The 24,368-nt window shown below is 37.3% G+C and carries 22 protein-coding genes; 4 read left to right on the top strand and 18 right to left on the bottom strand.

The annotated features are described in order from the left end of the window. Positions 1–13 precede the first annotated feature (13 nt). The gene (locus SAY88_RS09720; RefSeq protein ID WP_332631399.1) at positions 14–631 is read left to right on the top strand and encodes a cell wall hydrolase; all 618 of its coding nucleotides are present in this window, start codon (positions 14–16) and stop codon (positions 629–631) included. A 132-nt stretch (positions 632–763) separates the two neighbouring features. Here SAY88_RS09720 and SAY88_RS09715 read toward each other — a convergent pair whose 3' ends face one another. After that, the gene (locus SAY88_RS09715) at positions 764–946 is read right to left on the bottom strand and encodes a hypothetical protein (protein WP_332631397.1); all 183 of its coding nucleotides are present in this window, start codon (positions 944–946) and stop codon (positions 764–766) included. Positions 947–1,084: 138 nt separating this feature from the next. Next, on the bottom strand, positions 1,085–1,927 hold the full coding sequence (locus SAY88_RS09710) for a sugar phosphate isomerase/epimerase family protein (protein WP_332631395.1): 843 nt from the start codon (positions 1,925–1,927) through the stop codon (positions 1,085–1,087). A 157-nt stretch (positions 1,928–2,084) separates the two neighbouring features. On the opposite strand from SAY88_RS09710, the gene SAY88_RS09705 reads away from it, so the two are divergent. Both SAY88_RS09705 and SAY88_RS25955 read left to right on the top strand, forming a co-directional pair. Further along, positions 2,085–2,783, top strand: a complete 699-nt coding sequence (locus SAY88_RS09705; protein ID WP_332631393.1) for an AraC family ligand binding domain-containing protein — start codon at positions 2,085–2,087, stop codon at positions 2,781–2,783. Beyond that, a complete protein-coding gene (locus SAY88_RS25955; RefSeq protein ID WP_431308854.1) occupies positions 2,669–2,956 on the top strand; it encodes a helix-turn-helix domain-containing protein in 288 nt (95 codons plus the stop codon). Before SAY88_RS09705 ends, SAY88_RS25955 begins: the two co-directional genes overlap by 115 nt. Before the next feature lie 272 nt (positions 2,957–3,228). On the opposite strand, the gene SAY88_RS09700 is transcribed toward SAY88_RS25955, so the two are convergent. After that, positions 3,229–4,758 carry a malate:quinone oxidoreductase gene (locus tag SAY88_RS09700; protein ID WP_332631391.1) on the bottom strand — a complete coding sequence of 510 codons (1,530 nt, stop codon included), beginning with the start codon at positions 4,756–4,758 and terminating at the stop codon, positions 3,229–3,231. Between the two features lie 463 nt (positions 4,759–5,221). Here SAY88_RS09700 and SAY88_RS09695 point away from each other — a divergent pair, with 463 nt between their 5' ends. Then, entirely contained in the window at positions 5,222–6,037 is an 816-nt protein-coding gene (locus tag SAY88_RS09695) for a formate/nitrite transporter family protein (RefSeq protein WP_332631389.1), read from the top strand. A 171-nt stretch (positions 6,038–6,208) separates the two neighbouring features. Here SAY88_RS09695 and SAY88_RS09690 read toward each other — a convergent pair whose 3' ends face one another. The 15 genes from SAY88_RS09690 to SAY88_RS09615 form a co-directional block, all read right to left on the bottom strand. Next, positions 6,209–6,667 carry a 2-thiouracil desulfurase family protein gene (locus tag SAY88_RS09690; RefSeq protein WP_332631388.1) on the bottom strand — a complete coding sequence of 153 codons (459 nt, stop codon included), beginning with the start codon at positions 6,665–6,667 and terminating at the stop codon, positions 6,209–6,211. A 152-nt stretch (positions 6,668–6,819) separates the two neighbouring features. Next, complete coding sequence (locus SAY88_RS09685) at positions 6,820–7,458, bottom strand: HAD-IA family hydrolase (RefSeq protein WP_332631387.1); 639 nt, start codon at positions 7,456–7,458, stop codon at positions 6,820–6,822. A 313-nt stretch (positions 7,459–7,771) separates the two neighbouring features. Then, positions 7,772–8,767: a LacI family DNA-binding transcriptional regulator gene (locus SAY88_RS09680; RefSeq protein WP_332631385.1), complete on the bottom strand. Its 996-nt coding sequence runs from the start codon at positions 8,765–8,767 to the stop codon at positions 7,772–7,774. A 94-nt stretch (positions 8,768–8,861) separates the two neighbouring features. Further along, positions 8,862–9,902 (bottom strand): Gfo/Idh/MocA family oxidoreductase, encoded by a 1,041-nt coding sequence (locus SAY88_RS09675; RefSeq protein WP_332631383.1) that lies wholly within the window; start codon positions 9,900–9,902, stop codon positions 8,862–8,864. 596 nt (positions 9,903–10,498) lie between these two features. Beyond that, positions 10,499–11,248, bottom strand: a complete 750-nt coding sequence (locus tag SAY88_RS09670) for a hypothetical protein (RefSeq protein WP_332631381.1) — start codon at positions 11,246–11,248, stop codon at positions 10,499–10,501. Then, positions 11,241–15,032, bottom strand: coding sequence for a DEAD/DEAH box helicase (locus SAY88_RS09665; RefSeq protein ID WP_332631379.1), 3,792 nt, complete (start codon positions 15,030–15,032; stop codon positions 11,241–11,243). Before SAY88_RS09665 ends, SAY88_RS09670 begins: the two co-directional genes overlap by 8 nt. 775 nt (positions 15,033–15,807) lie before the next feature. Beyond that, on the bottom strand, positions 15,808–16,833 hold the full coding sequence (locus SAY88_RS09655) for a LacI family DNA-binding transcriptional regulator (RefSeq protein WP_332631376.1): 1,026 nt from the start codon (positions 16,831–16,833) through the stop codon (positions 15,808–15,810). Positions 16,834–17,299: 466 nt separating this feature from the next. After that, entirely contained in the window at positions 17,300–18,340 is a 1,041-nt protein-coding gene (gene iolG, locus SAY88_RS09650) for a bifunctional inositol 2-dehydrogenase/D-chiro-inositol 1-dehydrogenase (RefSeq protein ID WP_332631375.1), read from the bottom strand. Positions 18,341–18,427: 87 nt separating this feature from the next. Beyond that, complete coding sequence (locus tag SAY88_RS09645) at positions 18,428–18,583, bottom strand: hypothetical protein (protein WP_332631373.1); 156 nt, start codon at positions 18,581–18,583, stop codon at positions 18,428–18,430. A 20-nt stretch (positions 18,584–18,603) separates the two neighbouring features. Beyond that, the gene (locus SAY88_RS09640; RefSeq protein WP_332631372.1) at positions 18,604–18,855 is read right to left on the bottom strand and encodes a hypothetical protein; all 252 of its coding nucleotides are present in this window, start codon (positions 18,853–18,855) and stop codon (positions 18,604–18,606) included. Positions 18,856–18,870: 15 nt separating this feature from the next. Next, positions 18,871–19,137 (bottom strand): sugar phosphate isomerase/epimerase family protein, encoded by a 267-nt coding sequence (locus SAY88_RS09635; protein ID WP_332631370.1) that lies wholly within the window; start codon positions 19,135–19,137, stop codon positions 18,871–18,873. Between the two features lie 194 nt (positions 19,138–19,331). Then, the gene (locus SAY88_RS09630) at positions 19,332–20,336 is read right to left on the bottom strand and encodes a sugar ABC transporter substrate-binding protein (RefSeq protein WP_332631368.1); all 1,005 of its coding nucleotides are present in this window, start codon (positions 20,334–20,336) and stop codon (positions 19,332–19,334) included. Positions 20,337–20,499: 163 nt separating this feature from the next. Continuing rightward, positions 20,500–21,492, bottom strand: coding sequence for an ABC transporter permease (locus SAY88_RS09625; RefSeq protein ID WP_332631366.1), 993 nt, complete (start codon positions 21,490–21,492; stop codon positions 20,500–20,502). 1 nt (position 21,493) lies between these two features. Beyond that, the gene (locus SAY88_RS09620) at positions 21,494–22,987 is read right to left on the bottom strand and encodes a sugar ABC transporter ATP-binding protein (protein ID WP_332631364.1); all 1,494 of its coding nucleotides are present in this window, start codon (positions 22,985–22,987) and stop codon (positions 21,494–21,496) included. A 266-nt stretch (positions 22,988–23,253) separates the two neighbouring features. Next, positions 23,254–24,261: a LacI family DNA-binding transcriptional regulator gene (locus SAY88_RS09615; protein ID WP_332631363.1), complete on the bottom strand. Its 1,008-nt coding sequence runs from the start codon at positions 24,259–24,261 to the stop codon at positions 23,254–23,256. Positions 24,262–24,368: the final 107 nt, after the last annotated feature.

The following is a 24,368-nucleotide window of genomic DNA, read 5'->3' as shown; positions in this document are numbered from 1 at the left end:
GGACGCAATCTTTATGAGGAAACTGATTTTTCTACTAACTTTACTAGCAGCTCTATTTGTTGCTGAGACTACTTTTGCTTACACCGTGCAAAAAGGTGACACCATGATGAAAATTGCAAAGAAGAATGGATTAACATTAGAAGAATTATCAAAAGCAAACCCACAAATTGCAAATATTGATCTAATATATGTAGGCCAGCACATTCATTTACATAAAGAGAAACGCACTTCCAAATCAAGTAGCGAAACAAGCACGGATCACGGTGAAAATCTCTCAGAAAAAGAACTAGATCTACTTGCTAGAATCGTAAGAGCCGAAGCGCAGACAGAACCTTTCAAAGGAAAAGTGGCGGTAGCGGATGTGGTCTTAAACAGACTAGAAAGTCCACAATTTCCTGATACGATAAAAGAAGTCATTTATGAGCCTGGACAATTTGAACCTGTAATGAATGGCCAGGTCGATCAACCAGCTGATGAGGAGTCTATCGAGGCCGTTGATGCCGCATTATCAGACATGAGAAATATAACCGAAGATTCATTATTCTTCTATAATCCTGATATTGCTACAAATCGTTGGCTAGATACAAGAGAAACAACCGTTGTGATTGGACAGCATGAGTTTAAACATTAATTTTGGAGATTTCAGAATTTATCAATAGACAAAGGTGTTCTGTAAAGTTTTTTGGGGTGTCCCACAAGGTAAAAACCTTTGAGACACCCCCATAATATTGGGACGAGTTTCCCATTAGACGCTAAAAAAGGATTAATTCATCCCTTTCCATTCTCCTTGATTTTTAGATGATTTCATTTTTTTAGCTTTTTCTTTGTGCGCTCTATTAGCTGCTGCACTACCCGGTTCTTTAGAGAACTCTGAATCGGTTTTACTTGAGTCAAATCCCTGTTTATTTTTTTGATCAGCATTTGTTTTGCCATTACGCTTCGCCATATGTATCACTCCTTCTTTCCTATTATACGAATAAAGGAGTGAATTATACGTCATAGTTGTCTGGATATTAGTTTACATTGTGCTACTAGCTCTTGATAAGCGCTTAACTTTTAGGATAATTATTTCATTCCACTAAATTCAATTTTTCACTTCAATTTGTAATGTTTTTAATACTAATTCCGTTTTCGCTTTCCCTTCCTTAATGCATTCTTCAGGCTTCATATTCCAGTATTCAGGTCTAAACAACTCAATCGATGCAGGACCGTCAAATCCGGTAGCTTGAACTAATTTAATAATACGATCTAGGTCAATGACACCGTCCCCTGTCCATACTCTTTGGTGGTCACGAATAACCCCTGCTGGAATATCTTCCGCATCGTCAATATGGAATAAGAAAATTTGTTCTTTTGATATTTCATTTAATAATGAAATGTTGGAATTCATCGCATACAGATGGAAACAATCAACAACGAGCCCAACCCTATTGTTATTTGCCTCTTTTACGATTTCAAAGGTACCATCAAGCGTATTAATCGAACAATGCGGATAACCAACAAACTCTAGGGCAAATCTGAAATTTGATGCTTCCGTTAACGTTAGAAACTCATTGAGGCGTTTGTTTGTCTCTTCTTTGATCTGACTCCATGTGACATCACCAATGTCAAAGGTTGGAACCACTACGACCAAGTCGCAACCAATTTCTTTCCCTACTGATTCCACTAAACGAACGTCTTCTTTCATTAGATTAAACGTCGTATCAGGTTGGAAGGTAAAGAATTCAATAGCATTAAACGATAAAGGCTTAATATGAGAATTTTGAAAGAAATTCTTCAAATCTTCCACTGAGTGGTCGATTAAATATTCCTTTAGCTTATCAATTCTGATTTCGATAAAATCGTACCCGTTCTCCTCACAAAAACGTAGGTCATCATAAAGGGTAGATGATTTAAGGGTAGTAGCTTGATTAAATGCAATTTTCATTAGACTCTCTCCTTTTTAGTTTTATAGATTATATTTCGATTGGAACTCAACACAAGAAAAGGTCGTAACCTTCCTTTAGACCCATTTTCATCTTATTTTCCTTCTTTAAATAATTTATAATTATGATATCAACGAGTAACATAAGGAGCGGTGACGTATGATCCCATATTTTCCTTTTAAGGGTACTGATAAGAGTGCCATTGCCTTGGAAGAGTTCCATACAGTGGAATCTGTTCCACTTCATCGTCATAATTTTCAGGAATTTGTTTTGATTACAAAAGGTTCCTGTCTCCACCAATTCAAGAATATTTCTATGCCATTGATTCCGGGCGATGTGTTTCTCATCCCTCCACACCAGGAGCATACATATACCATTGAAACCCCAGTTTCGATGTACAACTGTCAGTTTTACCCTGAAGAAATTGCTGATTGGTGGGTAGAACAATTCGGTGGATTGATCAAGGATCTGACTGAACCTGAAAGCAACAATCCAATTTCACCTGCTGATTTAAACCGTCAGAACATCATTCATTTGTCGGTACCTGAGGCTAAACGGGTTCAAAAGATGATGGAAATTATTCTTCACGAACAAAAGGAACAAGACTTTGCTTTTGAGCAGGTCAAGCAGGACTATTTGAACTTGATTCTAATTGTCATTTCAAGAGCAAGATTACGCCAGTTTGCCATTGTACCTAACAAAGAAAGTCCACGTAACAATATTATCGCAAAGCCCAAAAGTTTATTGAGGACAACCTTACCGAACAGATCGATTTTTCCAATTACGCCCGTGAACAAAACATCAGTCTCGGTTATTTTCGGTCAATCTTTAAGTCAGCGACTGGACTTCCCCCAGTAGAATATCTAAACCGCTTACGTATGGTTCGTGCAGTTGAATATTTGAAGGACCATACACTGACTATAAGTGATGTATCTGCTGCCGTAGGAATTTACGATCCAAATTATTTCTCACGGCTCTTCCGGAAAATCATTGGCTATTCACCGCGTGAATTCCGAAAATCAGGTTTTTAATCCTTTTGATGGGAAATCTGCATATATCGTCGTAAATAAGTATGCTAGGGTAAGCGATTACTCAAACGAGTAATAACTGTTTATTACAAATACAATATAACACACCCACATATTGGGTAATAGAAGAAAACAAATCGATATTAGCACAAAACGTATATTTGGTTACCAATACAAAATAAATAACTTAATACTACAGTAACGATTTTAGGTAATCTATCCTTTTTATAAAGATTCCCCTAAAAGGAAAAAGCATAAATTGCCCAAACGGCAATTTATGCTTGCTGTAACATATCGTTTTTACTTTTCGAATTTTGTTTGTTATCCTCAAAGCCAAGAGTTTTCGCTGTTGAAGTATGGATTTCTTCAATAAGTTCTGGGTTTTCCATTAGTGACACACCATAAGAAGGAATCATTTCTTTAATTTTTGGTTCCCACTCTTTTACCTGTTCAGGGAAGCATTTTTCAATGACCTCCAGCATAACAGAAACGGCTGTAGATGCACCCGGAGAAGCACCCAGTAATGCTGAAATTGAACCATCCTCGGCTGTAATTACTTCTGTACCAAATTGAAGCGTTCCTTTGCCACCAGCTTCTGTATCTTTAATTACTTGCACACGTTGGCCCGCTACAATTAAATCCCAATCCTCGCTTTTTGCGTTTGGGATAAACTCACGTAACTCATCCATACGCTTTTCCTTTGACAACATGACTTGCTGAATTAGATATTTTGTCAATGACATGTTTTTAGCGCCTGCTGCCAACATCGTTACGAGATTATCCGGTTTTACAGATGTTAACAGATCAAACACTGAACCATATTTTAGAAACTTTGGTGAGAATCCGGCAAACGGTCCAAATAGCAATGATTTTTTATTATCGATATATCTCGTGTCAAGATGCGGAACAGACATTGGCGGCGCACCAACCTTAGCTTTGCCGTATACTTTTGCATGATGCTTCGCTACAACATCTGGATTATTACAGGAAAGGAATATTCCGCTTACAGGGAATCCACCGATATTTTTCCCTTCAGGAATACCAGATTTTTGTAGTAAATGAAGACTTCCTCCTCCGCCTCCGATAAAGACGAATTTTGCCGTATGGTTTTCGACCATACCACTGTCGAGATTCCGAACTTTCAATTCCCACAATCCATCACTAGTACGTGTAATATCAGTAACACTATGTTTGTAGTTTAATTTCACATTTTTAGTCTTCAAGTGATCAAATAACATTCGTGTTAATGCACCAAAGTTAACATCAGTACCCAAGTCAACTTTTGTTGCTGCAATCGATTCCTTAGAAGTACGGTCTTGCATAATTAGCGGAATCCACTCCATCAGTTTTTCTGGATCTTCGGAAAGTTCCATGCCTTTAAATAATGGATTTTCTGAAAGCGCTTCAAAACGTTTTTTTAAGAAAGATACATTTTCTTCGCCTTGGACCAAACTCATATGAGGCAATGGCATAATAAAATCCTGTGGATTCCGTAAAAGCTTGCTTTTTACAAGATAAGACCAAAACTGCATTGACACCTGAAAGTCTTCATTAACTTTTATCGCTTTACTAATATCAATTGATCCGTCCGCTTTTTCAGCGGTGTAGTTAAGCTCGCACAGTGCCGCATGTCCAGTTCCTGCATTATTCCATTCATTAGAGCTTTCTTCTCCTGCGTTGGTGAGCTTCTCAAACACTTTAATTTCCCATTCTGGTACTAATTCTTTCAAGAGTGTTCCTAAAGTCGCACTCATGATTCCAGCGCCAATTAAAATGACGTCGGTTTTCGTTTCTCTGTTGCTCATGTCTACCAACCTTTTCTCCTAGAATTTGCAGAAAAGATATAGGCGCTCCTACTTAGGCAACCTCAGTAAGCGAGGGCGCCTATATCTTTTCTGATGAATTAAACCTAATTACAGTTTATCAGAATTTTTCTTAGATTAAAATATTTACTTCCTATTATATAATAGTTCTAAGCTTTTTAAAAGCTAGTTAGAAATGACAAGCATGTGTACCACTCCCTTAAAGCCAAAGGCTCAAACCTGCTCTATGCAAGGGTTAAACCTTTGGTTTGCTATTACCAATAAACTGACAATTTTTTGAATAAACAAATAAAAAATACACTCAAAAAATTTTTTTCAAATGAAAACGCCTACCTTGATTTTTCCCTCTAGTTCCAATCCTCATCTTTTGTTATAGTAGTAAAGTTGTTTAGACAACGAAGTTAAACCTCTGTCAAAAAGGGGCAAAAGAAAAGGTGAAGTTATCATGGAACATCATGCATTACAACAAGTTGAACAACTAGCCCTAAAAAAAGAGAAGGCTTTTAGCGAAAGTCGTTTTCGTTACGTATTTCGAGCGATTTTAGCTAGTCTCTTTATAGGGTTTGGTGTCATTGTTGCATTTAAAACAGGAAATCTTTTTTATGTAGAAGGATCTCCATTCACATATCCAGTTGCTGCAATTACGTTCGGAGCGGCGATTATTCTCATTGCCTTTGGTGGCGGTGATTTATTTACCGGCAACGCATTTTACTATACGTATACATGCTTGCAGAAGAAAATGATGTGGTCTAATGCTTTGAAATTATTAAGTATGAGTTATGTTGGTAACTTTCTAGGTGCTATCTTATTTGCACACATCATCTTTCTAACAGGACTTTTTAACGATCCATCTGTGAACAGTTTCTTATTTAGTGTCGTTGGACAAAAAATGAGCGCTCCTTGGTTAGAGCTTTTCTTTCGAGGTATTTTATGTAACTGGCTTGTCTGCTTAGCCTTCTTCCTTCCGATGAATATGAAATCAGAAGGAGCGAAAATCTTTACAATGATGCTACTTGTATTCTGTTTCTTTATTTCAGGTTATGAGCATAGCATTGCTAATATGGGTGCCTTTGCCATTGCGCTTGTATTAGAGCATCCTGAGACGATTAGCTATGGTGGAGCGATTCATAATTTGATTCCCGTTACCATCGGGAACTTTATCGGCGGAAGCTTGTTCATGGGTGTGCTTTATCACTATCTCAATCAACCGAAACAAGTGAAGTCACAAGGAGAGGTTAAGGTGTTTCGTTCAAATGCGTAAATAGAATAGCTCCTTTGATCACTCGTGGCTCTAGCCCACAGAATTAAAAACGTTTGGATGTAATTTATCCAAGCGTTTTTCACAAAATTTTAAAAACGGATATCTTATTTTATTCTTTCTCATAAGTATTTGTGGAAAACAGTTCAGCTGTAGAAATCCTTGAAGCCAGCACTATAGAAAGGTTTCAGCAAACTGTTCTTCCGAAATTACTCTTAATCCATTTCTTTTTAATAAAGCAGAAGTAACACCCATCCCCTCAATTTTTTCTCCAATGAATTCGCCGTTATAAATCTTTAAACTGCCACAAGAGGGGCTATTTTCCTTTAGAACCACTATTGTCGCATTTAATTCTAAAGCTTTTTCAAGTGTATCATAAGCTCCTTTTATGTAAAGTTTCGTAACATCTTTTCCTGATTTTTCAATTACTTTAGCCTTTCCATCGAGTACATCTTCTCCGTTTCCCCCCACTATTTCAGCAGGCTCTCTGGGAGTTGAAAATCCGCCGAGTAATTCTGGACATATTGTAAAAGCTTTATTTTCTTCTACAAGCTTAGTTATTTCATAATTTAAACTGTGCGTGCCGTTATATCTAACCTTCAAGCCCGCTAAGCAGGAACTCACCAATATCATATCGCTAACCCCTCCAGCATAAATCTGCCTTAATAAATTTAATCAAAAATTTCTTTGCTGAACTAACCTCGTAGCAAGAAAACAAATCCTATAACTACTAGAAAGTCACCTAGTCACACAAAACTCTGTATGTGACTAGGAATTTAATCGTTTTATCTGCCGAGTTCTTGCAAAACAACCTCCAGCAGCTCCTTCGGTGTATACACAAGGTAATCAGGGTTTTGTTCCTGCACAAGCTCTTTCGCGTCATAACCCCAGCTCACCCATATGACCTTGATTCCAGCTGACTTGCAGGCTATAATGTCCCGTTGCTCATCTCCGACATAGATAACATCAGATTTCTCTAGTTGATGCTCCTTAAGAAATTTGCGAATTAATTTATCTTTGCCAAAGATGACATTCGAACTCAACACCCTTGATATATTTAATACTTGATTACGCAGTAATACCTCTTTGATCACATCCTCTGAATTAGAGGAAATAATGGCGGTGCTATGCCCCTGCCGCTCTAACGTATCGAGTACCTCTTTCATTCTAGGATACAATTTGATCTCCTTTGCATTTTTCAGGTAGAAACGGTAGAAGTCTGGAATAATGAGTGGCGTTTTCAAGATTGGAAAGTTCAAACGCTTGGCTCTTTCAAGGATTGATAACTTTCTCAGTGAGGGTAATTCCTCAAGTTTAATTTTTCGATATTGATATTTTTCCGCAAAGGCGTTCCATCCAGAAATGAAAACATTCCTAGAGTCGGCCAAGGTTCCATCAAAATCGAATAGAACGTATTTAGGCATTTGTTGTCTCCTGTCTCTCCTCGGTAAATGAATATGATAGAATCATACAAACCATTGATCATCGTTCTCCAATGAATTAGAAACTATTCGTGAACTACATTCATATTACCATTTTATTCTATTTGTCCCATCTTTCATTATTTTATTACAAAGCTGGTTATTCGCTAACTATATTTATGTTATTAATGCCCGTTCAATAACGTACGTAATTAAGCTGCAAATAAGCGAATGCACAGGCTGGTTTCAAACAGTGTATAACCGAAACAAAAAAAATGCCTGTCACTTGTCTTCAAAAGTAACAGGCACTTAAAAACTAAACTGTATCCGTATATTTTCCACTAGACTCTCTTACAACCAACTCCGGCATGAAAAGTGTCTTTTGATTAGTAAAATCACTATCTAAAAGCATGTCAAACACTTTCTTCCCCATGTCATGAATGGGTTGGGATACAGAGGTTAGCTTTGGAACCGTTAGCCTACAAAGAACAGTATTATCAAACCCAATGACAGATAAATCGTTTGGAAGATCAAATCCAAGTTCTCTAGCTGCCTCGATCGCGCCAATGGCTAATAAATCGTTGCAAGCAAAGATCGCTGATGGTGGCTCCTCTAAATTGAGCAATTGCAATCCAGCTTGTTTGCCTCTTTCAATCGTTGCTTCTGTCTTGATGAAGTATTCTTCCTTTGGCTCTACATTTTGTTCCAACAGCGCCTGTTTGTATCCATTAATTCGTTGAATATTGCTCCAGGCATGTTCGGCAATCATGGCAATTTTCGTATGATTTAAGGAGAGTAAGTGTTTGGTCCCAATATACCCGCCTTTAAAATCATCAATAGTTACAGTCGTAATTGGCAATGATGGGATGTCGTTTGCGATCAGGGCGACAGGAATTTTCTTTTCCATGACCTCTTCCAATAGATCTAAGCTTTTTACCCCTGAAGCTAGAATAAATCCATCCACACTCTTACGAATCAGAAGAGAAATATATTTCTTTTCCTTTTCTTCAAGATTATCCGTACTACAAATAATCACACTAATCCCAAGTTCATTTCCTCTATCTTCAATGCTCCTTGCAATATCAGCAAAAAAAGGGTTAGAGATATCAGGAATCAAAAGCCCGACTGTATTTGTTTTCTTCCCTGTTAATGCAGAAGCTACAACACTAGGGGAATACTCTAGTTGTTCCATTGTTTTTAATACTTTTTGCCTCGTTTTCTCCCCTACACGGCCGTTGTTATTGATGACATTGGAAACAGTAGCAATAGAGACGCCTGCTTCCTTTGCAACATCATATATAGTAGGTTTCATCTCATATCCCTCTTTATTTTTGATTCTAATTATACCATTTACCTTGACTTAATAGGTACCATTCGAGGAATAATCGGTCTCTCATTTTAGTTCCTTAGTCTACTGCTATGAACTCATTTAACTTTACTAACTCTTTGCTTTCATACGATTGTTTGCACGCATACCCAAGCTCTGTTGATTTGACTCCATCCTCAACCGTTACTTCCGGTTTTCTTTGTTCAATAATGCAATTGATAAATTCTTCCGCTTCTTTTTGGTACGCTTGCTCAAAGCGCTCTAAAAATCCATCGAAACACTCCTGGATTACTCCTTCTTCCTTCATGATTACCACTTGATTTTTTTCAGGCACTGTACCAATTCGAAGAGAACCTTTTGTTCCGATAATTTCTGTTTCGATATGATACCCATGTGCGCAATTTCGACCAGCTACAAAGATCCCCATCGTATTATTCTCAAAGTGAACCATCGCTGCTCCCGTTTCAGCATCATTGATTTCGTCAAACTCAGGGCGTGCATAAGCACCACCAATTGCCCAAGTCTCTTTTGCTTCCGTACCTAAGTACCAGCGCGCTAAGTCAAAGTCATGGATCGACATATCCAAGAACAATCCTCCACTATAATTCGCACGAGCAAACTGTAAGAACCCATCCAATTTAGAAGCTGGATCTAAACCATAGCAACGAATCATGAATGGCTCACCAATTTCCCCTCTTTCAATCGCTTCTTTTGCTGCCATATACGAGCGGTCATAGCGACGCATAAATCCCAACATAAAGACTTGGTCAGGGTGATTGTTAACAGCTTCTTGTACTTCAAGAGCCTCTTCCAAGTACAGACCAAGCGGCTTCTCACTAAATACATGAAACCCAGCTGCCAGTGCTTTTTTGATTTGATCGCAATGAAATCCTGATGGAGAAGCAATAAAAATGGCATCAAGCTCTTTATTTTCAAGCATTTCTTCATAACTCGTATAGCCATATGGGATATTCCATTGTTTTTGGACTTCCTCAACCTCTGACTCGATCACGCTGCACACTGCCGTCAATTCACAACCCGGAATGCGAAAAGCTAAATTTTCTGCATGTTGTCTACCTAATCTTCCTAATCCAACAATCCCTACTTTTACCTTTTTCATTCTAATCGACTCCTTGTTTCTTGGTATTTACTTGCATGGTTAGTAGCTTTCGTCTTAAGGTTCAAACACATCATTTATAAAGTTCAATTACAAAATCACTTTTGGTGAAGCGCTTAATCAAAATTTATCATGATAACGCTTTACTAGTCAACGAAAATATTGTGTTAAAAATAAAAGATTTAAATAATTTAATTGATCTCTAGCTTTTATAAAAATTAAATTCTTAATAAAAAGAAGAAATTCATAATACACATAATAGTAGTTAGTGCCATGTCGATTAAGCGCTACACCACAAACAATAGTGCTAAATTAATAAGAAAAAGACTCCGGCATCATACCGAAGTCATATTTTTTAACTATATGTTCTAGTTCAGGATTAGCTTTCGCTTCATCTTTTATAGACTTGTTAACTTGTTCTTGTAAAACAAGAGTGAATTTTCCTTTTCCTGGATTAGAAAATCAAAACATAGAATTGTCGCTATTCATGTTCGAAATATATCTCACTAACTTTTCTGAAGAATGGATTGTCCCCATACCAAATCACTCCCATTTTGATAACTTTTCTTATCAATATGAACATTCAGTCCGTAACTTTCCTAAGCTTCTATCCACTTTCTTCTCCATTCAACCCGCTCATGCTCTTCTATCTGTTTCTCAAGCTTATCATCCCAGCGTGCAAGCCATGTATTCCAAACGCGTGCATAGTAGATATCCTGTTCTTTGTTATATAGTTGAAATTCCAAACATGGAACGTGTTCGACAGTCTGTTGCTCAAAACTTATTAATTCACTTACAACTGTTTGGAAGCCGTTTTCGTCTAAGCCATTTTCCTGCTCGGAAAGAACATGAAAGATTCGATCGTTATCGTTAAAGTCCTGGATCTCTGCGTAACGGTAAAGCTTCCAACCTTCATTTACTTCGGATAAGGAGGAGGTAGACTCTGGCATAAATTCATCATGAACTGAGCTGTAAAAAAGCTCTGTCCCCTCTTCTTCCATTTCCTCTTCCAGGATACCTGTCTGCAGTTGTTCTTGTCCTTTCGTTGTTAGCTTAAAAATGGATCTTTCGAGGTAGATCAAGCCTGTGCGCTGCATTTTTTCCATCAAATCTGCAATAAAGAGTTCCTCTACTAACAACATTTCCGACAAATTAGCAGCGCGCCGGATATCTGTCTGTTCTACCGCAAGAAGGATCATCTTCATGAGAATATCCATTTTAGATCGCTTCACCCGTTTAAATGTCACATCAAGAATTTCAACTGGCACATACCAAATAGCAGACTCTTTGATTTCAACAGCTGAGTTCTCAAGCAAACTCGCTCGTAACCGTGTTGTTAATTTATCCATGCAGGCTCACCTCTTCAAGCGTGCGCAGACCATTTTGTTGTTTGACCGCTTCTAATACGTGCATATACATTTGTCTAGTTGCTGCTTGTCTTGCTTTTTCGGTAAACATTTTCGTACTGCCAATTAAAACGAGCAGTTCCCTTGCTCTAGATAGAGCGACATTCAAACGGCGATAGTCTTTGGCAAAACCAATATCATCCTGTTTGTTATCGTGATTACGTACCATGCTTAACAATATGACATCCATTTCCATCCCTTGAAAGCGGTCGACGGTCCCAGTTCGAATCGTCAAGTGGTCCAAGCGTAGCTCCTGATGAATTAGGCGGTCAATTCGTTTGACTTGTTCCCCATAGAAACTAATAACACCAATGCTTTTCTTCTCATCTTGCTTCATTCTTCCAGCTTGCTTCGCCTCTGCCGTCGCTTGGTCGAGTTCCTTTAACAACTCCTCAATTCTTTTCAATTCAGCCGAGTTAAAGAGGCTTTTTCCACCTTTCATTCTTTCTTCGAAAAAGGCGGGCTCGTTCGGGATATCGAGCCATAATAAATGATTGTCTCGGTGAATGAGTGACGATTCTAGCAAGTGATCCCGCTGTGAATCGGAATCTGGCAAACCGCATTGGAGTCGTTCGTTTTCCTGCTCATAAAATGGCGAAATAGTTGACATAATGTTTTCGTGCATCCGGTACTGAATAGCAAGCATTGTTTTATTGCTTTTCGGCAAGTTTTTAAACAACCTTTCAAATAACGATTCTTTTAACAGATTTTTTAATTCCACTTTCCCTTCAAAGTCATCACTTTCGTCCGCCATTTCTTGCAAAGTCTCTTCTAGCGTATCGTTTCCCAAAAAAGGTGGTAGCTGGTGATGGTCCCCGACTAAGATGACTTTTTTCCCTTTTAGCATTGGCAAAAGAAGCTCTGGAGGGGTCGCTTTTGATACTTCATCAATAATTACGACATCAAAGACAGGGAAGCTATCCATAAAGTCCTTCCGTGCAGATGCCACACATGTTGTTCCAATAACGTTAGCATGCTTGACGTAAAGTTTGCGAATTTCATCTAGATCGTGGTCATTTGCTTCTTCAAGCAAGGAAAGCCATTGTCCTTGAATGGACTGAAAAAGAGGAAGCCTTTGTTTTTCCTGTTTTAGTGACTCCCGTGTAAAAGTAAAACTCGCCACTTGCTTTAAGACTTCTTCATGCTCTTTTTCCGGTTCGTTCTCAAGAATTTCATAAGAAGGAATTAGCTCTTCGTCCTTCTCTGCAATCAAGCTATACAACTCTTCTAAACGAGTTTCGATTTGTGCAAGATTCTGCTCCTCTTCTTGAAGTTGCAACGTTACTTCCTCACTTTGTTGACGATTTGTATCAACCCGTTCTTTTACTTGCTCATACTGGTTTTTCTTGTTCTGAAGCTCTACTGCCTTCGCTTCATTTTGTCGAAGCAGTTCATGAGCATTCGGAATCGGTTCTGCATCCTCCATCATTTCTTTCAATCTATTTTGAAGTGGTTGAAGTTCTGCGTTCTGCTCATCCACCTTCTGCTGCCACTTTTGATAGGACCTTTTGTTTTCTTCCTGTATACTCTGAAGGTGATTGAGCATTTCTTGCTTTAGTTGCCTGAAGGCTTCCTGTGCCATGTTTTTATACGTATCAAATGGCTTTAGCCGTACAGCCTTTTTCCGCACAAAGTGCCTCCTGCTATACAATCCTTCAAGAGCTGCCAAAAGCATTTGTGGATAGATATTTGTGTTACCTTTTAATCTGCTTCTAAGTTCATCTAAAAAATGATCGATTTCCACCGCTGTATAAACAACTGAGCGATTTAGAGCACGCTGCTGAACTTGGTCAAACGAAATGCGCTGCCCTTTTAATAGTTGTTCTATATAGGAAACCGCACCATTTAGTTTGTCATTGTATTCTTTTAATTTTTCGAGCTGTTTGATTTCTGCCCGAATCTCTCTTAGTTCTTCCAAAAGCTCCTGAACTTTTACCGGCCGTTCCAGGTTTTGTTCAAGTAAGATCCATTTTAAACCGTCAACTTGTTTGACGTCCGTTATTTTTGTGATTAACGCATCCAACATTACCGTTTCCTCGGCCCAAGTTTTGCATTCAGCTTTAGCTTTTTCGAAGATTTGCATTTTTTCAGCAACGTTATTTTCAAGATCATGACAGGCGATACTGTGCTGTAGTTGTTGTATTTCTGTTTGGATGGCATCGTACTTTTTTTGAATAGCGTCACTGTTTGGCTCATCACGAAGAAAAATACCATCCTTTTTTATTTCTTCGTCCAACAAACGGAGAGAATGCTCGACCTCCAGCACACGCTGCTGAGCTGACTGCTGCTCATGCTCGGCCGTTTGCACGTTCTTTCTATGCTCTTTGATACTAGTCTCAATTTCACTAACTTGTTCTTTCGCTCTCTTTTTTGCTTCAATCTCCGCTTCCAAACGAGCAAGCTCTGGCTCTAGCTCCTCTAGCTTCCGTTCATTTTCCGTCCATTCTGCTTCAAATTCCGTTTCACGTTTTTGTCGTGCTTCAAATTGTGTGGAAACTTCTTTTAATGTATGGTCTTTCCAATACTGTCCTACATTTTCTTCAATGAACTTTTTGCCTTCTTCTTCAATGCTTTCCGTCCGTCCCACTCGAAGAATGCGAATATCTTTATTTTCCAACAATCGACCAAGAGCATTGTCAACCGCCAAGTTGGACTGCGACGCGACTAGTGTGCGCAGCCCTGCTCGTGCATTTTGCAGGCAGATTTCAGATATAACCGTTGTTTTCCCGGTTCCAGGCGGTCCTTGAATGACGTACAAGTCTTCCGCAGACATAGCGCCTGTGACCGCTTCCCTCTGAAACTCATTTAATCGATTATGAAACTGAAGTGGTGGTAGCTTTTTTAGAGGCCGAACCGGTGGCTTATTTTCAAATAAAAGTTGCTCCAGCTCTGGATTTGCAGCTAAGCCATTTTCTAAGTTCTTAAATCCTTGCCGCAGTCTTTTCACCTGGCTTAACGTTGCAAAATTACTGAAAACCACTTCTTTTTGCTTCAGGTCAATCTGATTCTTTCTAGCCCGTTCTTCCATATTTTTGTTCAGTTCTACTTCCACCTTACGAGCAGAACGATTCGCTTTTATTACTTTTCCAACATCCTGGTCTAGTCCTTTTAATTTAACGCTCAAATCTTTGAGTGATTTCCATTGCTTATCATCTAATTCACAGCCAGTAATGGTCATCCGGGTAAAATCACCATTGAATGTAAGACCCGAATACTTACAGTCCATATCTGGGATATCCGCCGAACGTTCCTGAATTTTCAGGTAACCTTCCCAACTTGCAATACGTTTTTTTACGTACGTAGAACTTTCCTGCGCAACGGGCATTCCGTGAATCAAGCTTAGTAATTCAAACGAGATCGTACTCCCCCGCTGAACATTCAAATCAAATGTTAAGTCGACTGACCGGCGCCAGTTTGTATGCACAGAGGCACGCGCCGTTTTCGTCGTTACATTCGTTACAATAAAACGGTCCTTCTCAACGACACAATGCAGTATGACCACAAGCCCATCGTACATATCGGCCATCCGTACATTTGCCTCATTATCTACGTAAAAAGCTACTGAAAGAGGGCGATCCTCCGTCTGCGGATATTTTTCTATATATATACGAAACGATTTCTCCAACGAAAAAAACGAACGCTCCTCGATCCCGAGCACTCGCATCTTATCCTTCGCTTTATTCGTTATAGTAATCGGACAACGATATGTCTTTATAAGTGTATTCATGCGTCCACCTACTTGCATTATTCAACACCAAAAATGTTTAATAGTTTTCGTCCAAAACTGAATTATAGCATATTGAACGACAGCTGCTCATTAAGATTGAGTTTTTTAGTAGAATTATATGTATGTAATTTTTGCAAGTTTGAAATGAATAATGAGCTTTATCAATTTAGTAGGCTTTAATTATGTTTATCAGGAGTCTCTACAGTCTTAACACGCCTTTTCCTGTTTGTTTGAGCATGGGTTTGGGCTTCATCCCCCCTTATGATGAACTTTTTCTCCTTGGTTGAGCGTGGGTTTGGGCTTCATCTCTCTTATGATGAACTTTTTCTCTTTGTTTGAGCATGGATTTGGGCTTCATCCCCCTTATGATGAACTTTTTCTCCATTTTCCAAGTTTTCTGACACTCTCAATCTCAAAAAAGTCCTCCGACACTGTTACAATGCCGAAGGACCTCAATCTTCTTACCTATACTCGTATTATTGACCGCACCCCACCTTAAGAAACCAGCCCTACTTTTTGCTCAATGCTTAATATAGGCTGGCTAGGAGCTATATTAAATCTTGGTTGATAATCAAATAGTTCTATGAGCAGCTGTTCTTCAATTTGTTCTTTAGTTGCTGTCAAAGTAAATCTACAGCACATGAATTATCACCTCTAACAATTATTATAACCAAGTATAATATCCCATAACAGAACGTATATTCTTTTAGACCAGTGCTCTAGCTTCCTTAATCCAATTATCCCCATTAGAATTTGTGAACAAACAACTACTCTCTCATGTTTGTTCACCTCTAACCCTATATTGTCTACTCCGGGAGCCACAGGAGTCTCTTATTATTAATTCATCCTTTAAAATAATCTTGCTATTTTGTACTTCTTCCCCATTTATTAATTTTAATAATAAATCCATTGCTATTCTACCGATTTCATATTTAGGTTGATTAACTGTTGTTATTCTAGGTTCACATACAGATGACATATAGACATTATCGAAACTAACAACTGCTATATCTTCCGGAACGTTTAATTCACTATCTTTAATAGCCCTAATTGCCCCCATAGCCATTTCATCATTAAAAATAAACACTGCTGTAGGTCTATCTTCCAAAGCTAGTAATTTTGACATTTGATCATATCCAGATTCAAAACAAAAATTACCTTCTTGAATATATAGTTTAACGATATCTAAACCATTATTAATCATCGCTTCTTGATACCCCTTCAATCGATCTCTACTAAGAATGACATTAATCGGACCAGTGATATGTGCAATTTTAGTATGTCCTAGTCTAATTAAGTGTTCTGTCACTTTTCTAGCACAGCTAATATTATCAATAGAAACAGTTGGTACAGTTAATCCTTCTATATATTCACACGCAAGAACCAACGGATATTTTTTTGAAAGGTCTTCTAATGTCTTTTTATCAAGTCTGGCTGTTAACATTACCATTCCATCTACTTGTCTTTGAGGTAACAAATTCACAAACTTTTTTTCAGTATCTATTTTATTTTCTGTATTTCCTAAAATTACTAGGTAATCATTCTTTATTGCTATATGCTCAATTCCCCTTAGGACTTCGGCAAAAAAAGCACTGGTTACATCCGGGACAACTACTAGTATTGTTTTTGTTTTATTTGTTTTAAATTGTCTAGCAATTATATGTGGTTGATAATTTAGTTCCTTAATTACATCCAAAACTCTTTGCCGTTTATCTATACTTACGCTATTAGGTTTGCTAATAACTCTTGAAACCGTTGCAGTAGATACATTAGCTAGTTTCGCAACATCACTCATTTTCATATAATCACCTTTTTATTTGAATTTCTTTATAAAAATGATTAGTTTTTGATTTGAAATGATTTTAATACTATTATCAACCTCTATTCTAGAGGCATATAAGAAATAGATAGGGTAAAGTTTTTTTAAAGACCAATTTACAATCTCACCGTTTTACCTTTTCCCCTCTCGTAATCATTACATAACTTCATCCTGGTATTAAATTAACTTGCCAGCTCAGTAAGAGGACCAAATTGCGTAATCGCTTTCAACTATCTTTTAATATTTTTGATTACAATCGAATAGAATAATAATAATAAGCCAGTATTTACCAATTCGCACTATGTAATACTAGCTTATTAGTAATATCTTTATAGAACCAAAGACCGCTACCTTAAAGTTTTACTCTGATACCATGCTGTTATATGCCATAAAAGTCAGATAACCTTCCATTCTATTTCATTTCTTCCACCTTACTATGACGTAAAAATCAAACTGTTTTTTGAATAGTCCTTTCATCATTATAAAAATCTGGTCTTTCTTTAAGAGAGATTGGCTCTTTAGCACCCGTTTCTTGCGCTTTTAAGCAGGCATCAGCAGTAACTGCCGCAATATAACCATCCCAAGATGAAGGTCCCTCTGGTTCTCCATTTTTAATAACAGAATCCATGAAGTCTTGTATTTCTATGTCATATGCTTCTACAAAGCGATCCTTCCAGTTCGTTAAAATTCCTGTGCTTAATTTAGAATCTTTCCGAGTAATAACACTTGGAAATTCAGGAAGCTTAGCAATACCATCTTCACCAATAATTTCACATTGAATGTCATAACCGTATTTACAATTTACAAAAACCTCAATATTCATGACAATTCCACTATTACTTTCAATTATGAAAATTTGGGGATCTTGTAACTTTGAATGCGCAGCCTTGGTTTTTTTAGGGAAAAGAACTTGCACTGTTTTATAATCATCACCCACTAACCAATGTAACGCATCGATTTCATGGATTAATGTACCTACTACGGCCGTTTCATTTGTATAACTTTCATCTACAGCAACATTACGGTGTGCAGCATAAATCATTAATGGTTCCCCAATTTCATTAGTATCAATTACTTGCTTTAATTGAACATAACCACTGTCGTAACGTCGCATAAACCCAATTTGAACTAATCTCTTTTCGTGTTTCATTTCTGCATTAACGATTCTCATACAACCTTCCGCTGTTGTTGCCAATGGCTTTTCACAAAAAACATATTTTCCCGCTTCTACGGCAGCAAGCACCGTTTCTTCATGTGCTGCTTCTGAACTTGTCACAAGAACAACATCGACATTTTCATCAGCAATTAACGCTTTATCGTCTGAATAGACAACGGCATCTAATCGATATTGTTCAACTGTCTTTTTGGCTGACTCTTCGAAGTAGTCTGTTACTGCAACGATTTTTCCTCCCGATAGTTTATTAGTAATTCGATTAATATGCTCTTTCCCTATTGTACCTGTTCCTACTACACCAAATCCTAATGTCATAATCAAATTCCTCCTCTAAATATTAATATGAACTCTTAACTAGACTGATTAGTTAAGAGCTATTAGGCGCTTTCAAAATACTTAAAACTAAATACTATCAACAATTAACCACCCTTTATAACTACGGAACATTAATTCCTCTAAAATAAGTTTAAAGTTAACCGAACCATCACCAGGTACAGTAAACACTCCAGTCAGTACACCTTCTCTGAAATCCAGTTGCCCTGACTGCACTTTAGACAAAACTGATTTCCGAACATCTATTAAATGACATACTTAATACGATCATAATGATTTCGAAGTTGTTCTAACGGGTTATAGTTTCCATATTCTGAATGACCTTTATCAAATAAGAGGTGAACCAAATTTGAGTCTGTTGTTTCCATTAGGCGGTCAATTTCCTCCTTTTGCTCCACATCACCAGCTTTATTTAATCCTTGAACCATACTATTCCATTCTACATCTGAAAGTTGAACGACTTTTTTATCATCTAAGCGCCGATTATCCCAATGCATTGAGTCGCCCATTTCTCAGATAATGACGTGCTTACAACCCATTTTCTCTAAAAAATCAACCCATTGAGAAAACTTTTCTAATTCCTTCTCTCTTAATTCAGGATCAGAAAATATAACCCCAACAAATTTACTTGCTAAGGTTAATTGATACTTTTTTAAAATTTCTTTCAGTTCCTCTATCTCGGACGGAAATTTTCTTCCCAATTCTGTAGCCACATACCCAAGTGAGTTCATCTCTGACAAGACTTGTTCTAAGGAAAAATTATCTCCTAATTCTGGCATATCTCATTAATCCAACTAAGAGCAGCAATGCCAATTTTAAATTCATAATTTAATGATTGAGTCACAATCCTTCATCTCCAATTATTACATTAATTCTATTCATGATTTCTGTGATGAAATTTACTTAATTACAATAGGTATATAGGTTTCAAGGTTAACATACCCCTTTCTGCCTATATACCCTTATTCACTATCTATTTAGTTGTAAGACTCTTTAAGAAATCTAACGTCTCTTGAGCATTTTCTTGTGTAATTTGCTGTGCACCGGTATCAATTCTCTTTTCAACTTCTTCACCTTTAATAGCTTGAATAGCCATCTCTACACCCTTATACCCCATATCATAAGGGTTCTGTGCAACGGTCCCTGCTAATTCACCGGCAATAACAGATTCAATATTCTCTACCATCCCGTCTAATCCTACAACTGGAATATCTACCCCTTGGTTTTGCACCCCTCTTAATGCCCCCATCGCCATATCATCACTACTGACGAAAACACCTTTTAAATTTGGATTGCTTTGTAAAATATTTTCCATTACACTCATCGCTTTGCTTCGATCACTATCAGCTGGTTGTTCGGAGGCAACAATCACTCCAGCAGCTTCTAACGCCTCTTTTGCACCACCAAGTCTGTCATCATGAGCCCTTGATCCAAGGTGGCCACCAATTAAAGCAACTTCATCTCCTTCTTGTAGCATGGAAGCTAGTAATTCCCCACCTTGCTTTCCTGCTATATAGTTATCCGTCCCAATAAAAGTAACCTTGTCTTCCCAATCAACATCTTGGTTAATCAAAATAACAGGAATATCGTCTTCTTTATATCGTTCAAATGTTGAAATTACAGTATCTGGTTGAGTTGCTGAAACAACTAATGCATCTGTTCCTTGTGTTTGAACGTCTTGCAGCATATCAACTTGTAACATAATTTCTGCCTCAGATGACGGACCTAGGATCGTACCATTAACACCGAAATCTTCAAATGCTTGTCGTGCCCCAGCTTGAACAAATTCCCAATATTCACTAGTTAACGACTGTAGAACAACAGCAACCTTTAGTTCCTCATCTGAACCTGCTTCTAATGCGTCCTCGTTTCCAGATGGTTCAACAGTTTCTTCTGTGTTAGAAGATTCGGTTCCACCACAAGCTACGAGAATCAACATCAACATCAATACCATTGGTACAACAAATAACTTTTTCATTTCGTTCCTCCTACAATTTAATTTATTTTAATTAGAAAAAGCATGAGAATAACTAGTAATTAACTGAACATTCTGATTTATAGAGTTGTAACTAACCCTAAAAAAATTGAACGAACATCGTAGAAATTACTGCACCCTCCGCTATCTCTAAAATGGAAACAATTTAATTCTTTCTAGGTCGCTGTCTTAACACATCAACATATACTGCTGCAATAATAACAACCCCTATAAAAGCTAACTGCAAATCAGCAGCTACACCTAACAAGTTCAATCCATTACGTAAGACCGCAATGATTAAAGCTCCAATCAGCGTTCCCCATACAGTACCTACACCACCAAATAGGCTAGCACCGCCAATAATTACTGCTGCTATAGCATCTAATTCATATCCTAACCCAGCTAATGGGAAAGCGGAATTCACTCGTCCAACTAAAACAAGTCCTGCTAACCCCGCCATCAATCCACTTATTGAATAAACTATTATCAAAATACGATCGACATTAATTCCTGAAAGACGTGCCGCTTCTTTATTTCCACCGATAGCGTAGATATATCGTCCAGTCATAGTGTGATTTAGGAACATATGAAGTCCAACAGCAACGATTATCACAAGAACAAAACTAAATGGGATAACATTTGCAACTTTCCCACTTCCAAAATACTGAATCAAAAATGGAAAACCTGCAATTGGAGCTGCACCAGTTATAATTAAAGCTAATGCACGTGCAACATTCATAGTACCTAACGTTGAAATAAATGGATGCGGTAATCTAAGTTTTGTTAATAGAAGGCCGTTAATTAAACCAAATCCTGCACCAACCGCTAAACAAACTAAAATACCAATAATCGGATTGGCACCCATATTTACAACAACAAGTCCCATCATCATAACTGAAAAACCTAAAATCGCTCCTATAGATAAATCAATACCAGCTGTTAAAATCGGCAATAAAACACCTAAAGCTAGTAATGCATTAATTGATGCTTGATTTGCTATATTCATAAAATTATTGATAGTTAAGAATCTATCTGTAAGCAATGATAAAATGATTATTAATAACAATAATCCAAATAAAGCCCCGAATTTACTTAGTATTGCTTTTGCGTCAACCCCTTTTTTCTTTTCATTTTTCTTTTCTACTACTGTTTGTGCCACGTTACATCCCTCCTGTAGCTGCCTTCATAATTAGTTCTTGACTTGCTTCTTCTCTCAATAAATCTGCAGTTATTTTCCCTTCACTCATAACTAGTACTCTGTCACATATTCCTAAAATTTCAGGCAGTTCAGATGAAATAATAATGACTACCGCTCCATCACTAACAAGAGAGTTAATTAAACGATAAACCTCAACTTTCGCACCTACATCTATACCACGGGTAGGCTCGTCAAAAATAAATACCCTAGCTTTTGTTGCTAACCATTTTGCAATTACAACTTTTTGCTGATTACCCCCACTTAATTTCCTAGCATGTTTTTCAATATTTCCTGGACGAATTTGGAGTTCACGAGTGTAATCTTCAGTACTTTGCTTTATCTTTTCCCAATGTATAAAGGGCCCTCGTTTATATTTCTTAAGGCTGGCAATTGACATGTTGTTTTTAATTGAATCATCTAATATTAAACCTTCTGTTTTTCGATTTTCTGTTATGAATGCCAAGCCTGCTCTAATTGCATCCTTTGGTGATTTAATTAGAGTTTCTTTTCCAAAAACATGAATTTTCCCTGTTTCAATAGGATCTACACCGAAAATACTGCGAGCTAGCTCTGTTCTTCCAGCCCCTACTAAACCAGATATACCTAAGATTTGGCCCTGATAAGCTGTAAAATTTAATTCCTCCTCAGATCCTTTTAATCGCAAATTTTCAATCCTTAATCCTTCTTCTCCCAATTTAAATTCACCTTTTGGAAACTTATCCTCCAATTTTCTACCAACCATCAGTTCAACCATTTTATCTGTACTAGTTTCTTTAACATTTAAGGTGTCAATCGTATTTCCATCTCTTAGAATCGTTATCCTATCGCCAATTCGTTTTAATTCTTCTAACCGATGCGAAATGTATACAATTGCAATTCCTTGACTTCTCAACTCCATAATTGTTTTTAATAGCTGTTCTGACTCAGAAGCACTTAAACTTGATGTTGGCTCATCCATAATAATTAATTTGGTATCAACCGTAAATGCTTTAGCAATTTCAACTAACTGTTGTTGGCCAACCCCCAATGAACTCACTAACACTTCTGGTGAGAAATCTTGCCCTAATCTCTTTAAATACGTAGCTGCTCTTTCTATCATTTCTCTCTTATTTAAAAGAGAAAACTTTCCATTCTTCTTTATTTCTCTTCCAAGAAATATATTCTCATATACAGGCAACTCAGGTATTAAATTTAGTTCTTGATATATGGTTGCAATTCCAAGGTTCATGGCGTCTGAGGGGCCCTGTATATTTACTTTTTGCCCCTCCCAATACATGTCACCCTCATCCTTGCTGTATGAACCAGTCATAATTTTAATCATTGTTGATTTACCGGCACCGTTCTCCCCTAGTAATACATGAACTTCTCCAGCTTTAACATCCAAATCAATATTTTTCAATACAGGAATTCCAGAAAAACCTTTACAAACATTTTCAAGTCTGAGTAATTCTGTCACCACTGACCCTCCTTCCAAAAATTCATAGCCTCTTAATGTTTGACTATTAACTTAGTTGGAATTTATTTAAATATTATTTAAATAAATTCCTGAAAGCTAAATAACCTAACAAAGGTAGCGCTTTCAACATTAAGTAAATGCAATAATCAGATTTCCCCCATTTGAATAGTCAGATTTATAACTAATTCTTTTTTTAGGATTAGAGACACATCTTATTCTCCACACGATGTATCTCTACCTAATATAGCCGCCTATGTCATTCTTATTTAGCTAGTTTTCAAATTACTAGCAGAGTCACGAATAATTAATTCTGGTGAAAGGACAATTCGTTGTTTAATCTTTTTTGGATCGTTTATTTCTTCTATTAATAATTCAATTACTTTCTTTCCCATTTCATTAATCGGTTGAGCGATGGTTGTTAGTTGTGGATAACACATTGTTGCAAGAATCGTATTATCAAAACCGACAACCGAAAGTTCTCCAGGGATATCTAGTCCAAGTTCACGGCCAGCTTGCATTACTCCAATTGCTAACGATTCTGTAGAAGCAAATATTGCTGTTGCCGATTGCGACAATTCAAGTAATTTTCGAGTTGATTTTTTGGCGTCATCAAAAGTTACATTATTAAAAGATACTAATTCTTCATTGTACTCTATCCCAGCTTCTTCAAGAGATTGTTTGTATCCATCAAACCTAGCTCGAACAGCCGGAAAGTTAATATCCTCGGTGATCATCGCGATATTTTTATGTCCAAGATTAACCAAGTAAGAGGTAGCTTGGAAAGCTCCTAAGAAATCATCTACAGTCACTGTATCCACTCGTAGCGATGGTACATCCCTAGCAAGTAGAGCAACTGGTATCTCATTACTTAATAATTCCTTTAATGCTGCAATGTTTTTTAAACCTGTTGCAACAATAATCCCATCAATGTATTTTTGCTTTAGCATAGAAACATATTCTAATTCTTTTTCAGAATCGTTGTCCGTACTACAAATTATTAAGCTATATCCAAACTTTCTACCGTGGTCTTCAATACTTCTGGCAACTTCAGCCATAAACGTGTCGGCAATGTTTGGTATTAACAAACCAATTGTTTGCATACGCTTTTTTACCGATGCCGCAACACTAGGTTGATAATTTAGCTTCAGCATAGTAGCTTCTACCTTTTTTCTTGTTTTTGCACTAATGCTACCCGTTTTATTTAGAACTTTTGAAACCGTTGAGATTGCAACACCCGCTTCTTTTGCAACATCGTAGATTGTTGGTTGTTTCATGTTCTTACCCTCCTTTCACTTTAGAACCTATACATTAGTTTAAACCATTTTTATGTAGGTTAAAAGAGGAGGATTAGAAGAGCTTTCCTAGGTTTAGATACCCCGTA

The sequence above is a fragment of the Halalkalibacter flavus genome, from assembly GCF_036663575.1.
Taxonomy (GTDB): domain Bacteria; phylum Bacillota; class Bacilli; order Bacillales; family Bacillaceae_D; genus Halalkalibacter; species Halalkalibacter flavus.
Note: the sequence above shows the minus strand (reverse complement) of the source record. Positions and strands in the feature narration are given on the sequence as shown.

Bases quoted from the DNA above. Each gene is read 5' to 3' on its own strand.
- SAY88_RS09710 (WP_332631395.1), bottom strand. From the start codon at position 1,927: ATGAAAATTGCATTTAATCAAGCTACTACCCTTAAATCATCTACCCTT.
- SAY88_RS09635 (WP_332631370.1), bottom strand. From the start codon at position 19,137: ATGCCAGAATTAGGAGATAATTTTTCCTTAGAACAAGTCTTGTCAGAG.
- SAY88_RS09665 (WP_332631379.1), bottom strand. From the start codon at position 15,032: ATGAATACACTTATAAAGACATATCGTTGTCCGATTACTATAACGAAT.
- SAY88_RS09670 (WP_332631381.1), bottom strand. From the start codon at position 11,248: ATGGATAAATTAACAACACGGTTACGAGCGAGTTTGCTTGAGAACTCA.
- SAY88_RS09630 (WP_332631368.1), bottom strand. From the start codon at position 20,336: ATGAAAAAGTTATTTGTTGTACCAATGGTATTGATGTTGATGTTGATT.
- SAY88_RS09720 (WP_332631399.1), top strand. From the start codon at position 14: ATGAGGAAACTGATTTTTCTACTAACTTTACTAGCAGCTCTATTTGTT.
- SAY88_RS09675 (WP_332631383.1), bottom strand. From the start codon at position 9,902: ATGAAAAAGGTAAAAGTAGGGATTGTTGGATTAGGAAGATTAGGTAGA.
- SAY88_RS09705 (WP_332631393.1), top strand. From the start codon at position 2,085: ATGATCCCATATTTTCCTTTTAAGGGTACTGATAAGAGTGCCATTGCC.
- SAY88_RS09680 (WP_332631385.1), bottom strand. From the start codon at position 8,767: ATGAAACCTACTATATATGATGTTGCAAAGGAAGCAGGCGTCTCTATT.
- SAY88_RS09690 (WP_332631388.1), bottom strand. From the start codon at position 6,667: ATGATATTGGTGAGTTCCTGCTTAGCGGGCTTGAAGGTTAGATATAAC.
- SAY88_RS09695 (WP_332631389.1), top strand. From the start codon at position 5,222: ATGGAACATCATGCATTACAACAAGTTGAACAACTAGCCCTAAAAAAA.
- SAY88_RS09700 (WP_332631391.1), bottom strand. From the start codon at position 4,758: ATGAGCAACAGAGAAACGAAAACCGACGTCATTTTAATTGGCGCTGGA.
- SAY88_RS09640 (WP_332631372.1), bottom strand. From the start codon at position 18,855: ATGCATTGGGATAATCGGCGCTTAGATGATAAAAAAGTCGTTCAACTT.
- iolG (WP_332631375.1), bottom strand. From the start codon at position 18,340: ATGACATTAGGATTTGGTGTAGTAGGAACAGGTACAATAGGGAAAGAG.
- SAY88_RS09685 (WP_332631387.1), bottom strand. From the start codon at position 7,458: ATGCCTAAATACGTTCTATTCGATTTTGATGGAACCTTGGCCGACTCT.
- SAY88_RS09655 (WP_332631376.1), bottom strand. From the start codon at position 16,833: ATGAAAATGAGTGATGTTGCGAAACTAGCTAATGTATCTACTGCAACG.
- SAY88_RS09615 (WP_332631363.1), bottom strand. From the start codon at position 24,261: ATGAAACAACCAACAATCTACGATGTTGCAAAAGAAGCGGGTGTTGCA.
- SAY88_RS09715 (WP_332631397.1), bottom strand. From the start codon at position 946: ATGGCGAAGCGTAATGGCAAAACAAATGCTGATCAAAAAAATAAACAG.